We start from the raw sequence: 14,499 nt of genomic DNA on the forward strand, positions 1-14,499 counted from the left end.
GCAATAAAGACTTTCTATATATATCTTTCAAGGGAGGTCTGATGCGATATGATGCGTACAGAACAAATGCTGTCCCAAAAAGAATTCGTGATGCCCACCAAAGTGGTGTCTGGTATCGGTGCCGCCAGAAACGTGGGAGAAGAAGTGAAACAACTCGGCGTTACCAAAGCCATGATCGTAACGGACAAAGGCATCTATAATGCCGGGATCACCCAACCCATTGAAAAAAGCCTGAAAGAGGCCGGTATCGATGTGCACGTGTTCAACGAAATCCAAGGGGAACCGGATACGGAACTGATCGCTCTCGGCAGCAAAGCCTTCAATGAAAACAAGTGCGACGGCCTGGTAGCCATCGGCGGCGGCAGTTCCATGGACACCGCCAAAGCGGTCGGGGTGGAAGTAGTGCACGGTGAACCGGTCCTCAACTATGAAGCATCCGATAACGGCAAGCCCCTGGAAAAACGGATTCCTCCATTGACCACCATCCCGACGACAGCAGGGACCGGTTCCGAAGTAACCCAATGGGCGGTTATTAAAGACCCGGTTCGCGAGATCAAATTTAACGTCGGCGGTCCGTTGATCCCGGCTCACTTGGCCGTCATCGATCCTGAATTACACCTGTCCATGCCGCGGCACATTACTGCTGCTACTGGTGTGGATGCGCTGTCTCACGCCATCGAGTGCTACACCATGAACCAATCCCAGCCGATTACGGACTCGGTGGCATTGCTGGCAATGGAATATGTCGCTAAATATCTGCGTCGTGCCTATGCGAACGGCAACGACATCGAAGCTCGTTACCACATGGCTCAAGCTGCCATGTTGGCCGGCCTTTCCTACGGTAGCGACTCCGCCGGTGCAGCCCACGCCATGGCCCAAACCCTGGGCGGTATGGTTCCGGTGATGCACGGACAATGTGTCTCCGCCATGCTTCCGGCTGTGATGGAGTTTAACTGGAAAGGTGCTCCGGATAAATTTGCCCGTATCGCCAAAGCTCTGGGTGTGGACACCGAAGGCATGTCTACCGAAGAGGCCGCCAAAGCTTCCGTACTTGCAGTGGAGCAACTGGTGAAAGACGTCGAAATTCCGACGCTGTTGGAGCAAGGCGTCAACCCGGATGAGATCGACCGTTATGCCAAAGCCGCCTTTGAAGATCCGCAAACCTTCGGCAATCCGCGGGATGTGGACCTGGACGGTTACAAATGGATCTATCGCCGTTGCCTGGGCTTGGAAGAGTCCACTCTCTATTAAATGGACGGTGATAACAAAACTCCCGGCTTTTAAGGCCGGGAGTTTTTTGTGGTTAAGGCAGCTCCACATAGTCATCGAGGAAGTTGCGCGCAGATGGCGTATCCAGGCGGTAGATCACGTTGGTGGCTCTGCACATGCTATCCCCGGTTACCGTTACACCGGCGATTATATCGGTTTCATTTTCACCGGCTCCCAGAAAGTTTGGTCCGCCGGAATCTCCGTTGCACGTACCGCCATCGCCGGTAGAGGTGTTTTGCGAGAGGCGGAGCCAGTTGTCATTTAGGGCATCAAACTGAGAGACAGCCATCCAGCGTCCGCCGTCATAAGGGTGAGTCGGCCCGCCGGGCTGGGTGACGGGCTCTCGGATTCCATAACCAACAGCGGTGAAGGGTTGGTCTTTCAGCGCACCCTTAGCCGCTAATCGGTCAAATAAGCCGGATGTCGGCAACCGGGCGGGCTGGACTCCTTTTACCGGTTGATCCAAAATGACTACAGCCAAATCAGCGGGATTAGACTGACGTTGATTGTAATCCGGGTGAGTTACCCATTTTCCGTGATACAAACGAGTAGAGGGAGTGACGGGATCTACGTCGTCATCGAAACTGACCCAGATTTGATCGCGGGGGATCCCTTTGGATTCCAGATGTGCCGTGCAGTGGGCGGCGGTCAGGAAGACTGTTGGAGCAATGAGTGTACCGGTGCACAAATGCTCCTTGACACCGGGTGTGTTGTACTCCGCGATCAAGGCGCCCGTATTGGGATGACGACCGTTGTCCGGTTCTCCGTAGGTGATGGCCTGGGCGGGCCAAGCGGGAACCAAGAAAACCAAAGCGAACACCAAAGCGAACCACCAGGAGTTTCTTTTCATTTCAGGAGCCTCCTTTCAATGACCGATGATTTCGACTCTTCCACAAACAACTCCTGCCATAGAAAAAAACCCGGAACCGCAGTTCCGGGTTTTTTCTGTATGGATTATTTTTTTGTCACTTGTATGGTCTGGGTGGGAGTGATCGTCTGTCCGTTGATTTTGATGTCGGCGTTCTTGGGATTGCCCAGGGTGATCCACAAATCGGTGGTGACACTTTTGGGGTGCTTAAATCGGAACAGTTCCCCTTTTTTCAGGGTGATGTCTTTTAGATAACCGCCGTTTTGATGTTCTTTGATCTGAACCCAGCAGGTGTCTTTCGCTTGAATTTCCACCTCGGTATCCCGGACGTTTTTCATTTCGTATCGACTGATTCCGCTGGTGGTATCTCGGTCTACCAGTGCCAAACCGAAAGATTCGCTTTCAGCGTCCGCCGAAGAGTGAGATTGGGCTTGTATCTTTTGAGGTTCTTCCGCTGGTTGGCCCAACCAACTGTACCCGGCCCATACCGCTCCCGGCAGGATGAATAAGGCGATGGTCGCTACCGCTAAGCTGGCTTTGTTCCAGGAGCGCTGCGGTTTGGAACGGTTGGATTTGTTCCGTTTCCCCTCTTTTGGCGATGCGGAGTCAGTCAAGGTACCCGCCGGATTGGAATGACGGGATGGGGGATCCTGCCGTGCTGGATTATGGCGGGGTTCTTTCGGACGGTGATGTTGGCGGCCGGCGGCTCCGACGCTTGACGATGAGAAACGTTGCGTCCGGGAAAGACTGGATTGGCTTCCGGCGGCAGTTTCGTCCGAAGGTTTCGGTGTTGGTGATGTCCGGCGAAAACGTCCGGTCCCGCTGTTCACACCAGTCGCTTGCCGGTCTGACTGTTGCTTTATGTTTCTCGCAGTCTGGGATCGAGTTGGGGGTTCCTCAGAATTATGGGATGGGACCGGCAAGGCGGGCATCGGGTTCACTTTGGTTTCCTTGGGTTGCGGCTGTTTCAGAGCACGGTGTTTAGCCGTCTGTGAGTTGGCATGGACGGGCCGGAATCGTCCCGTGCGATTCAGGTTCTGGCTTTCCTGTCCTGAAGTCGGCGAGACCGGACGAAATGGTCCCGTGCGATTCAGGTTCTGACTTTCCTGTCCCGAAGTCGGCGAGACTGGACGAAATGGTCCTGTCCGGTTCAGGTTGTGATGTTGATGTTTTGAATCCTGGTCAGGATGCACTGTTTCCTCCGATTGGGGAGGAAGGGAGGCACGATATTTTTTCAACAGTTTGGTCGGTTCCAGTCCCACTTGTGCGGCATATACACGGATATAGGAACGCACGTAAAAGGGGCTTGGCAAACGGTCAAATTGACCGGCTTCCAATGCGGCCAAATCATGCTGAGCGATCCGGGTCTTGTCCTGCATTTCTTCCAGGCTGAGACCCGCTTGTTGTCTCGCTTTTTTCAACGCAGCTCCGATTTCGTTCTGCATGGGGGGCACCTCCTGATTCCGGTTGGATGATATCTTGGACAAACCCCCGTTGGACCGTAAAGATTGGTTCTCTGTTTTTCTCTCACCAGGGCACTTTTATTCAAAGATACCATGCTTTTCTGCCAGTTTATAGGCTTTCCCACGGTTTTAACCAAAGGGATAAAAAATCTTTACGAAACATTAATGGATGAGAGAGGTTATTAGTTTATATCCCGCTACCGGATTCGAGAGGGTGACTTCTTCAAAGGTCGAAACCTCTTGAGCCGAGTGTCAACCAGGTTCCCATCCGGGCCATAGACGTAGAGATTAATGGCTAATATTTACGGAGGAGAATTACATGCCGTTCTGAGGCTGGTTTGTTTTGATCGGAGGTGTGCGATTGAACACGGGTATACACCCATGGTTGATACCTCTATCGATGAATGGTCTTAACCGGCTAGACTGCAGGTTGAATCAAAAGGTTGGCCGCCATGAAAACATAAAAACAGAACGGGGGAAGAAGATGATTACTCCTTTGACACCACTGGACTGGTTACGTCGTGTCATCAAATATTACCCGGACAAAACGGCTGTGGTGGATGAAGGAAAGCGATTTACTTACCGGGAATTCGGGAAACGGGTAAGCCGCCTTTCAAACGCCCTTCGCCAATATGGAATCAGAAACCGGGATCACGTAGCAGTGATGCTCCCCAATACCCATCCGATGTTGGAAAGCTTTTACGCAATTGGCCAGTTGGGAGCAGTAATCGTTCCAATCAACTACCGGTTATCCGCCCAAGATATCGCCTATATCCTGAAACACAGCGACAGTAAGGTCCTGATTGTAGACGATCAGTTTGCCGATAAAGTCCCCCATGATCGCCCTCAAAGTTGGAGAAAATAGTAATCGTCTCCGGTGAAGGGGGATCAGCAGTTTCGCTACCGGGGATCGATTACGAAAATTTTTGGCCGGTCCCAAGGATGAACCGATACAGGCGGAGATCGACGAAAACCAGATGCTAAGCTTGCCGTGATCCAAAAAGCACAGGATCTCTTAGGCTTGGAAATGATCCATGTGTACGGTGCAACAGAAGTTTCCCCGTTTATTCTCTATTGCGAATGGAAAAAGGAATTTGAATCCCTTTCAACGGAAAGACAAGCCTTGATCAAATCTCGGCAGGGTGTGGAAATGGCTTTCAACGGAGAAACCAAAGTGGTTCGGCAAGATAACGACACTCAGGAAGTCGAATGGAACGGACGGGAGATCGGTGAAATCGTAGCCCGCGGAGTGATGGACGGGTATTACAAGCAACCGGGAGAAACGCAAAAAGCCATTCGCAATGGATGGTATCACACCGGCGATCTGGCCGTCGTTCATCCCGGCGGCTACATCGAGATACTGGACCGGCTCAAAGACATTATTATATCCGGCGGTGAAAATATCTCCTCCACTGAAGTGGAAGGTGTTCTGTATAAGCATCCCGGCGTAATGGAAGTTGCAGTGATCGCGGTGCCACACGAAAAATGGGGTGAGACTCCAAAAGCTCTGGTGGTGCGGAAGGAGGGCGCGGATGTGACCGAAGCGGACCTAATCGATTTCTGTCGCGAACAGATGGCTCACTTTAAAGTGCCCAGGTCGGTCGAATTCGTGAAATCGCTGCCGAAGACGGCTACCGGAAAATTGCAGAAATTCAAACTGCGGGAGCAATATTGGACAGGAAGGGAAAAGGTCAACTAGGGTGTTTTCCGATTGCTCCCACCCCTGGCTGTCGGGCCGGTGTAATATGGTGCAAGAGGTATCTATCGTGAATCAGAAACATTCGATCAAGAAGTCGTTCAAAAAGTATCTAAGTTGGAAAAGGGCTATATCCCTCAGTGAACCATGGGAAAAAGAAGGTTAGTTATTTAATAGCTAACGAATATCGGCGAGGGCTTAATTCAAGTGGAAACGTGGTCTTTTTAGCTTCACGCTGTTCGCTCCCTTAGAGAGCCGTCAATACTCCGTTTAACTTTACTGAATATGCATTCTGTAAAGTCAACAGCCGAAAAAGGCTGTTTTTTTCTTTATAGGATACGAAACAAGGAAGGATGGAGACATTAGCAACGGAAAAACGGATCTGGTTGGGAAACGTGAGCTGATTCCAAAGATAAATCAATGCGTCCATTTATTTTTGCTCTTTTAACCACCTATACAGGGTCGTCCTAGAAATACCTAACATTTTTGCAGCTTTTGAGATATTCCCATGGGTTTGTTCAAGGGCATGTCTTAAAGCTTTATTTCGTGATTCAATTGGAAGAAGAGTGGTTGCATCGGGTTCTATGGAACGCTCTTTAATTATTTGCATCAAAGTTAGGGGACTGATGATCTCTTCATCTACAAATACACTGGCAGCAATTAAGACGTTTTTCAGCTCACGGATATTACCGGGCCAATCATATTGGAAGAGAACATCAAGAGACTCTTGAGTTAATTTTTTTTGGATACCGAAGAGATGAAAAAAGTAGTGAGCCAAATAGGGGATATCCTCTTTTCTTTCCCGAAGCGGAGGTAGTTGTATGGGCAGAACAAAGAGCCGATAGAACAAGTCCTCCCGAAACTTTCCTTCTCGTACAAGTTCCTTTAAGTTCTCATGAGTCGCAGTAATTACCCGGGTATCGACTTGGTATTCCTTGTTACTTCCAACGGGCCGAACAGTTTGTTCTTGAAGGAACCTGAGAAGTGCTACCTGCAAATCTGGACTTAACTCCGCAACTTCGTCCAAAAAAATGGTCCCTTTATGGGCAGAACGTAGTTTTCCTATATATCCACCTCGTTTGGCTCCAGTAAAAGCGCCTTCCTCATAGCCAAACAGCTCACTTTCTACCAGATGAGACGGTATGGCTCCACAGTTTAAAGCGACAAAAGGCCCAGTCGCTCTTGAACTAAGACGATGAATATATTTTGCCACTAATTCCTTGCCCGTCCCGCTCTCTCCTTGTATGCTAACCGGATAGGATACGAAGGCCGCTTTTTTGCTTAGTTCTAAGGCTTTTTTAAAAGTTTCGCTGGTACCTGTTACCCCTTCGAAAATCGGATCTTCAAAACACTCGTTCAACTCGGGAAGTAGATGAAAGCGTTGTTTTATTTTCTCTTCCAGAGACGCTGCCATTGTTGTAACAATGCCAAGCAAATACGGATGTGCTTTTTCAACTGGGCCGGAAACATCCAAAACGGCAATAAGGTCTCCCGATGCCGTTTTAATAGGGGCCGCAGCACAACACCAATCGTGGGAGGAGACTGTAAAATGCTGAAATCCTTCTACATATAAGGCTTTTTTTGTATTCAACGCGGTTCCGATCGCGTTCGTACCGATACACTCCTCAGTCCATTTTGCCCCGGGCAAAAAGCGCATTTTTTTAGCCTTCTCAAGTGTTCTTGGGTAACCTTCCTGGGTAAGAATAAACCCGTCCTGGTCAATGAAGAGCGCAATCATCTCATGCTCATGTAAAAACGCTTTCAATTCTTTGATAAGTAGTTTTGCTTCCGTTATTAGGACATCCAGTCGGTTCCGCCGTTTTTCCAACTCCTTTGGTGTTAAAACGATATCCGTGGCCTCACGAAAGGGGTTAATTTCCAATGCTTTGCATCGTGACCAAGATTCTTGGATTACTTTTTCCATTCGGTTTGCATCTAAAGTGCCCTCTTGAACGAACCGTTTCCAAGTAGCCTTTGTCAGACGCATGGGGTAAACCTCCTTTCGGTTTACATAAATGGACATCTGTGAAACGATTTGTAACACATGAACAAGTAGATTAACTATTTAGATAAAATACGTCCCGAAAATTCAATAACTTTAACTTGGCATTACATTTGCTTTGTTTATTGCACGGATAGAAGTTTCTAAGAGGAGGGGATTACATATGGAAAACACTGAGGTGAAACAAAATCTCATCAGCAAAGATCATGGACTTTGGATTTTTCGCAAGATGGTACAAATTCGAAAGTTCGAGGACTCTGTGCACGATATTTTTGCAAAAGGAAAGATCCCGGGGTTTGTCCATTTATATGCTGGTGAAGAAGCAGTAGCCGTCGGAGTATGTGCTCATTTGACAAAGCAAGATTTTATTACCTCCACACATCGCGGTCATGGACATTGTATCGCAAAAGAATGTGACTTAAAAGGCATGATGGCTGAAATTTACGGTAAAACTACGGGGCTTTGCAAAGGAAAAGGAGGCTCCATGCATATTGCGGATTTTGAAAAAGGCATGTTAGGGGCCAACGGAATTGTTGGAGGAGGTATACCGCTGGCCTGTGGATCCGCTCTGACTGCGAAAGTAAAGGGAACGGACCAAGTCACAGTATGCTTCTTTGGTGATGGGGGGAACAACCAAGGAACCTTCCATGAAGGGTTGAACCTTGCAGCCATTTGGAAATTACCCGTTGTCTTTGTTGCTGAAAACAACGGATATGCAGAGGCAACTCCTTTCCATTATGCATCCAGCTGTACCAATATTGCTGATCGAGCCCAGTCTTATAACATTCCCGGCGTTCATGTCGATGGGAAGGACGTAGTTGCTGTTTATCAAGCGGCTAAGGAAGCGGTTGACCGTGCGAAGAGAGGGGAAGGACCGACGCTTATTGAGTGCAAAACCTATCGGAATTACGGTCACTTTGAAGGTGATGCTCAAACTTATAAAACCGAAGAAGAAACGAAAGATCACTTGGCTGAGAAGGATGCCATTCAATCTTTTAAGCAATATTTGACTGAAGAAGGGATAACGACCAAGGAATATCTAGAAAAGATCGAACAAGAGGTTGATCAAGAGGTCCAGGAAGCCATTCAGTTTGCTGAAGAAAGTCCTTTTCCCACGGAGGATGACTTGCTCACAGATGTGTATGTTTCTTATCCAACGGATGGAGGTGTGGCTTAATGAGTCGAAAACTCTCGTTTGCAGAAGCGATTCGCGAAGCCTTAGATCTTGAAATGAGCAAAAATCCCGATGTAATCCTGCTGGGAGAAGATGTTGCCGGCGGTGCCCAAGTGGATCATCTTCAGGATGATGAAGCGTGGGGTGGCGTTCTTGGGGTGACCAAAGGTCTCGTAAAAAAATTTGGACGCGAGCGAGTCTTGGATACTCCCATAAGCGAGTCCGCTTTAATTGGCGCCGCTGTAAGTGCTGCCTCCACGGGGTTGCGCCCAGTCGCCGAGCTCATGTTTAACGATTTTATGGGCGTTTGCTTTGATCAGATGCTGAACCAAGGAGCGAAATTTCGGTACATGTTTGGGGGGAAAGTAAAGACTCCTGTTACGATTCGGACAACGCACGGTGCCGGCTTTCGCGCTGCAGCACAACATTCGCAAAGTCTTTATTCGATGTTCACGTTTGTTCCCGGTTTAAAAGTGGTCGTTCCGTCGACACCCGCGGATGCAAAGGGGTTACTTCTTACGGCCATTCAAGACGATGACCCGGTGATCTTTTTTGAAGATAAGACCCTCTATAACACCAAGGGCGAAGTACCTGAAGGTGAGTATAAAATCCCGCTTGGACAAGCGGATATCAAACGAAGCGGAAACGATATCACCATCGTAGGAATTGGAAAACAGGTTCATACAGCACTGAAAGCAGCGGATAAATTATCCAAACGAGGAGTTGAAGCGGAAGTAGTAGACCCGCGCACTCTGTCTCCGTTGGACAGTACAACGATCTTGGAGTCCGTTGAAAAAACCTCTCGCCTTGTGATCGTAGATGAATCGAATCCGCGGTGCAACGTTGCAACCGATATTGCCGCTATGGTAGCCGATCAAGGATTCGACTTTTTGGATGCCCCCATCAAACGTGTCACCGCACCTCATACTCCGGTTCCATTTTCACCGACCCTGGAAGACCTTTATCTTCCATCACCAGAGAAAATCATCGCCGCAGTTGAAGAGATTATTGGTGATACATTGACAACAGTTTAAATCGTTGAAAGGACAGAGAGGATTGCCACCCCTTTCTGTCCTTTGAAAAATCATGAGAACGGGAGGTCTTTCTAGATGGCAACGGAAATTGTCATGCCTAAACTAGGTATGTCGATGGAAGAAGGGACAGTGGTTGAGTGGATGAAAAACGAGGGAGAGCAAGTGGAAAAAGGAGAACCTGTTGTTACTATTAGCTCCGAAAAAACGGAAATTGAGGTCGAGGCACCCGATTCCGGAGTTTTATCCATTGTTGTCCCTCAAGATGGCGTGGTCCCTGTTTCGGAGGTAATTGGACTGGTGAGTGCCGAGGGGGAAGATGTCCAACCAAGAAAGGACGAAACCGATAAAGGAAAAACTCAGCAATCTGGTAAGAAGAAAACCCCCGTCTCCCCGGCTGCACGTAAATTGGCGAAAAAAGAAAATATCGATCTCTTCAGTATTCAAGGAACCGGTCCTGGAAACCGGATTACGAAAGAGGACGTTTTACGGGCCATCGCAAACAAAAAAGAGGCGGCAGCTACTGTTGAAACACGCCATCGTGTTAAAACCACCGCGGAAGAAATCCGAGAAGTTCCGGTCTCGGGTATTCGGAAAGTGATTGCAGACCGGATGTATCAGAGTCTGCAAGAGTCCGCTCAACTTACCCTACATACTGAAGTTGACGCTACCGAGTTAGTTCGATTACGCCAACAAATGAAGGAAGATGTAGCTCAACGGTTTGGCGTGAATCTAACTTACAACGATTTCATAGCCAGAGCTACCGTTTTGACACTTCAAAATCATCCCCAGTTGAATGCAAAATGGAAGGAAACGCGCATCATTCAATTTGAACATATTCATTTAGGGATTGCGCTTTCTACAGAACGCGGATTAATGGTTCCTGTGGTACGAAATGCGCAGGAAAGATCATTCATTCAGTTATCCCAAGAAATTAAATTTCTCACCTCTGCTGGGAAAGAAGGAAAATTGTCAACGGATGATTTGAGCGGCAGCACCTTTACCATAACCAACTTGGGATCCTACGGTATGGATGAATTTACACCCATTTTAAACCCACCCGAGGTTGGGATCTTAGGTGTAGGAAGAATCATCGAAAAACCGGCCGTCTTTGATGGCAGAATTACAATTCGATCGTTGATGAAATTAAGCTTAACGTTTGACCACCGGGTTTTAGACGGTGCACCCGCGGCAGAATTCCTACAGGATTTAACTTCGTATATCGAAAATCCTTACCGGTTAATTTCCTTCGAGGATAACAGGAGATGAGTGAAGTGAAGAAAGACGTTGTCGTTATTGGTGGAGGACCAGGGGGTTATGTCGCTGCCATACGAGCGGCTCAATCGGGTAAAAATGTCGTGATTATCGACAACGGAGGGTTGGGGGGAACGTGTCTTACCCGTGGATGCATTCCCTCCAAAGCCCTGATCACTGCGGCGGATCGGTTGGAAATGATTCGCCATTCTTCCCAACTTGGTATTGATGTCAATGGAGACATCACCGTGGATTTACAACGGGTAATGGAATGGAAAAACGGTCTAATAAAAAAGCTGACCAGCGGAGTTGCGTCTTTGCTCAAAGCCAACCAGGTGGAAGTTTACTCCGGAACCGCAACATTCATCGATAATCAAACCATTCAGGTCAATACAACGGGTCAAAGCCATAAGTTTCAATTTTATCATTGTATCATTGCAACGGGGGCAAAACCCGCTGAATTGCAAATACTCCCTTTTGACGGCGATAAAGTGATCTCTTCGACAGAGGCTCTACAGTTACAATCCGTACCCCAAAAACTTCTGATTGTCGGTGGAGGATATATCGGCTTGGAGCTTGGAATTGCTTATCAGAAGCTAGGGAGTGAGGTCACCATCCTCGAAGGGCTGAGCCAGGTGCTACCGGGAGTCGACTCCACTCTGGTTCGAGTAGTGACAAAACGTCTGAAACAGTTGGGTATAAACGTTAAAACCAATGCAAAGGTAACAGGCGGCAACACCGATGGAGACGGCGTAGAAATCCAAGCTGCTATTAACGGTTCTGAGCAACATTTTCGCGCCGATCAAGCATTAGTTGCGGTTGGACGAGTCCCCAATACCGCTGACCTGGGCCTTGAAAACACCCTTGTTGAAACCGACGAAAAAGGGTTTATTCGCGTAGATTCTCAACTGCGTACGACGGAAAACCATATTTTTGCTATTGGCGATGTTGCCGGTGGCCCCTTACTTGCTCATAAAGCCAGTTTCGAGGGGAAAATTGCGGCGGAAGTGATAAATCGGGAAGACGTAGAAGTGGATTACCGCGCCATGCCTTATGTCATATTTAGCGATCCCGAGATCGCATACACGGGTTTGCAACCTAAGGAAGCTGAAGAACAAGGGTATGATCCGATGGTTAGCCGAATGGCTTTTCAAGCCAACGGTCGGGCCCTTACGTTAGGTAAAGACTCAGGTTTTATTCAAATTGTATCGGACAAACCAACTCAACAAATCCTTGGTGTTCAAATTGTGGGTCCGGAAGCTTCTACTCTCATTTCAGAAGCGGTTATCGCTATTGAAATGGAGATGAGCGCTGAGGATCTAGGGTTAATGATTCATGCCCATCCGACATTGCCAGAAGTGCTTCAAGAAGCTGCCGAAGGAGTTTTGAATCAAGCCATTCACATGGTTAATAAAAATCCAGCTTTAAGTCGTTAAGGGGGATTACCTGTGAAGGCGGCGGTTTGGTGTGGTGTTCGTTGTTCGGGATGTTCAATTTGCAAACGGCCTGGAAGCGCTCATGCCCAGCGTCGCCGTCCCCGGAATAAGCTGTCACCAGGGGCAAAGTAAATTCCAGTAAAAGGAGGGATAGCGGTTTGTCGGGACGTTGCTGATTTACCCTTATGGGTCTGGTTGAAGAGATCTCCTGATTTCATCGATTCGCTTGTGGGTATAGGAGTATCCCACCTCCATGCATGTCACTGCCTTTGAAAAGTCGAGGAAGTTCTCCGGATGGACTTCGGGTCGCAACACCACATTAGCCCTACCGGTCAGTTGTTTCACCTGCGCGGCGAGAACTATGCTAACCGCGCGTTTGACGACACCGAGCATGGAATCGAAGGGGGTTTGCACCGGATCGGCACGGGTCATATCGACGGCGATCACTTTATCCGCCCCCAGGGCATGAACCGCGTTGACTGGGCAATTTTCCAGCAGACCCCCATCCACCAGCACCCTGTCTCCATGGATGAAGGGTTTAAAGATGAGGGGGATCGAGCAGCTCGCCACGACGGCGTCCGCCACCCGAATATCTGTAACGATATCCGCATCGGGAGCCGGCTCTATCAGCGGCCGGGAGGCGAAAATCACCGGCCTGGCCTGTTTCAGGTCCGCTGCCATGATCGCCAATGGAATTTTCACGTCGGACATGAGGGTGTCCCCGATCAATCCCTTCACTAATTGGTGAAGCTTCCTTCCTTTGACCAGACCCTGTACTTTGACTCCTCGTCGCACCAATTTCCTCAATAAGGTCGAATAATCGTAATCCAGGGTTCCCCGAGTGATCTGGGGCAACTGTTGAATCATTTGGACCGGGGTGCATCCACAGGCGTACAAGGCGGCGAATATCGCACCAGCGCTGGTCCCGGCGATGGAATGAATAGAAATCCTTGCTTCCTCCAACGCCCGTAAAACACCGAGGTGAGCACAACCGGCCACACCTCCCCCGCCCAATGCTACTCCGACTGTAACCATTTACCCCGCCCCCGTGGAAAGATGTCGTTATTTTTTGCCACGGAAAGAGAGTGTATACGTTTCTCGGTACGGTCGGGGGAGTAGTGATTCCCCGGTGGTAGAGCGTTGGAACTGAGCACGCATCCCGCAAAAATTGCCTGGGATAGGGCCGGGTCAGCTGATACCGCCGGATCTGATGGGCGGGGCCGGCCGGGGTCACACCAGTCTACACATGACTGACAGTATCCACGTATCCCGCCTTCCTTCTAAACAAGCATCCAACCCAACCACAGATAAAAGCCGACCCAAGCAAAAATGCCAAATACCGAACCGACGGCAAACGTCCGGATCCGCAAGCGTATGAGACCCGCCAAATAGGACATCGCCATCCGTGCACCGGGGATAAAATAGCAGAATGCTATCGCACAGCCGCCGTACCGGTCCATAAGCATCAGGGTGGTCCGAATCCGCTTTTTCGAAAGTCCCCATTTTCTGCTGCAGCGGAACAACCACCGGCGGCGGGGTCGGGATGCCAACCAATAGTTAAAGGTGGAGCCTAAGGCAACAGCCGCAACACAACAGAGACAGGTGGGTAAGGGATCCAGCCACCCTTTGGCAACTAAGGTGCCTGCAAAAATCAGCAGCCCCTCGTCGGGGAGGGGAAAACCGATAACCCCCGCCAAAACGGTCACGAACAAAAGCGTGTATCCCTGTTCTTTGATGAGGGCATATGCCGTTTCCTCCACTTTAGCCGCCTTCCCCGGTCATCCCGTCATTCCTTGCGGAGGGTTCCCATCGTTCATTGACGACCTTTCCCTCGATGGTTAGTAAAGCAGCACCGTCGGGATTTCGTGTGGTTTTTTCGAATATTCCCTCTATAAACACTTCGTACCAGAGCCGAAAGGCTCGTTCCATCTCCTCTTCACTTTGGGCAAGCCTTACGGTCAAGCGGGGGGATTCTGCTGTCATGGCCATGCATATCGCCCCTTTATGTTCGTGAAGATTCCCTATTTGAAATCCATCTTAACAGGCCTCTGTTGAAGAGATATTATTATTTCTTGAGGAATCCGTTGAATATTGACAAACGAGATCAAGTGAAAAAATCTGTGTAAATTTCCCCTTCAGTGGAACTGCCTGTGAGAAAAAAAGACCTGCTTTAGCAGGTGAGGTTAATGACAAAGCCCTGCGCCGAAAGGCGACAGGGCTTTGTTTGTTCCAGAAACAGAGAAAAATAAACGTGTATAAGGGAGATCGCGGCCCGTTTTCAGGTCCCCTGCTCCTCTTGGAGAGGA

At 49.1% G+C, this 14,499-nt stretch carries 13 protein-coding genes; 7 read left to right on the forward strand and 6 right to left on the reverse strand.

The window, feature by feature from the left end:
• The first annotated feature begins 51 nt into the window (after positions 1-51).
• Positions 52-1,251 (forward strand): choline dehydrogenase, encoded by a 1,200-nt coding sequence (gbsB, locus tag IEW70_RS15945; protein ID WP_373285988.1) that lies wholly within the window; start codon positions 52-54, stop codon positions 1,249-1,251.
• A 52-nt stretch (positions 1,252-1,303) separates the two neighbouring features.
• Here the strand turns inward: gbsB and IEW70_RS15950 are convergent, their stop codons facing one another.
• Positions 1,304-2,119, reverse strand: a complete 816-nt coding sequence (locus IEW70_RS15950; RefSeq protein ID WP_188648915.1) for a S1 family peptidase — start codon at positions 2,117-2,119, stop codon at positions 1,304-1,306.
• A gap of 104 nt (positions 2,120-2,223) precedes the next feature.
• Positions 2,224-3,582: a helix-turn-helix domain-containing protein gene (locus IEW70_RS15955; RefSeq protein ID WP_188648916.1), complete on the reverse strand. Its 1,359-nt coding sequence runs from the start codon at positions 3,580-3,582 to the stop codon at positions 2,224-2,226.
• Positions 3,583-4,084: 502 nt separating this feature from the next.
• Here IEW70_RS15955 and IEW70_RS15960 point away from each other — a divergent pair.
• Positions 4,085-4,465, forward strand: coding sequence for an AMP-binding protein (locus IEW70_RS15960; protein WP_188648917.1), 381 nt, complete (start codon positions 4,085-4,087; stop codon positions 4,463-4,465).
• A gap of 162 nt (positions 4,466-4,627) precedes the next feature.
• Positions 4,628-5,299 (forward strand): AMP-binding enzyme, encoded by a 672-nt coding sequence (locus IEW70_RS15965; protein WP_188648927.1) that lies wholly within the window; start codon positions 4,628-4,630, stop codon positions 5,297-5,299.
• A 427-nt stretch (positions 5,300-5,726) separates the two neighbouring features.
• Here the strand turns inward: IEW70_RS15965 and IEW70_RS15970 are convergent, their stop codons facing one another.
• On the reverse strand, positions 5,727-7,283 hold the full coding sequence (locus IEW70_RS15970; protein ID WP_188648918.1) for a sigma-54-dependent Fis family transcriptional regulator: 1,557 nt from the start codon (positions 7,281-7,283) through the stop codon (positions 5,727-5,729).
• Between the two features lie 178 nt (positions 7,284-7,461).
• Here IEW70_RS15970 and IEW70_RS15975 point away from each other — a divergent pair, with 178 nt between their 5' ends.
• The 4 genes from IEW70_RS15975 to lpdA all read left to right on the forward strand — a co-directional run bounded on the left by IEW70_RS15975 (position 7,462) and on the right by lpdA (position 12,193).
• On the forward strand, positions 7,462-8,475 hold the full coding sequence (locus tag IEW70_RS15975) for a thiamine pyrophosphate-dependent dehydrogenase E1 component subunit alpha (RefSeq protein ID WP_188648919.1): 1,014 nt from the start codon (positions 7,462-7,464) through the stop codon (positions 8,473-8,475).
• Positions 8,475-9,506, forward strand: coding sequence for an alpha-ketoacid dehydrogenase subunit beta (locus IEW70_RS15980; protein ID WP_188648920.1), 1,032 nt, complete (start codon positions 8,475-8,477; stop codon positions 9,504-9,506). The genes IEW70_RS15975 and IEW70_RS15980 overlap by 1 nt, the downstream gene beginning before the upstream one ends.
• A 75-nt stretch (positions 9,507-9,581) precedes the next feature.
• Positions 9,582-10,772 (forward strand): dihydrolipoamide acetyltransferase family protein, encoded by a 1,191-nt coding sequence (locus tag IEW70_RS15985; RefSeq protein ID WP_188648921.1) that lies wholly within the window; start codon positions 9,582-9,584, stop codon positions 10,770-10,772.
• Entirely contained in the window at positions 10,769-12,193 is a 1,425-nt protein-coding gene (lpdA, locus tag IEW70_RS15990; RefSeq protein WP_188648922.1) for a dihydrolipoyl dehydrogenase, read from the forward strand. The genes IEW70_RS15985 and lpdA overlap by 4 nt, the downstream gene beginning before the upstream one ends.
• A 183-nt stretch (positions 12,194-12,376) precedes the next feature.
• On the opposite strand, the gene IEW70_RS15995 is transcribed toward lpdA, so the two are convergent.
• From IEW70_RS15995 to IEW70_RS16005, 3 genes are all read right to left on the reverse strand, one after another.
• Complete coding sequence (locus IEW70_RS15995) at positions 12,377-13,228, reverse strand: patatin-like phospholipase family protein (RefSeq protein ID WP_188648923.1); 852 nt, start codon at positions 13,226-13,228, stop codon at positions 12,377-12,379.
• 245 nt (positions 13,229-13,473) lie between these two features.
• Positions 13,474-13,953 (reverse strand): DedA family protein, encoded by a 480-nt coding sequence (locus IEW70_RS16000; RefSeq protein WP_188648924.1) that lies wholly within the window; start codon positions 13,951-13,953, stop codon positions 13,474-13,476.
• 1 nt (position 13,954) lies between these two features.
• Positions 13,955-14,182, reverse strand: a complete 228-nt coding sequence (locus tag IEW70_RS16005) for a hypothetical protein (RefSeq protein ID WP_188648925.1) — start codon at positions 14,180-14,182, stop codon at positions 13,955-13,957.
• Positions 14,183-14,499: the final 317 nt, after the last annotated feature.

Source organism: Marinithermofilum abyssi (assembly GCF_014641195.1).
In the GTDB taxonomy this organism is placed as follows: Bacteria; Bacillota; Bacilli; order Thermoactinomycetales; family DSM-45169; genus Marinithermofilum; species Marinithermofilum abyssi.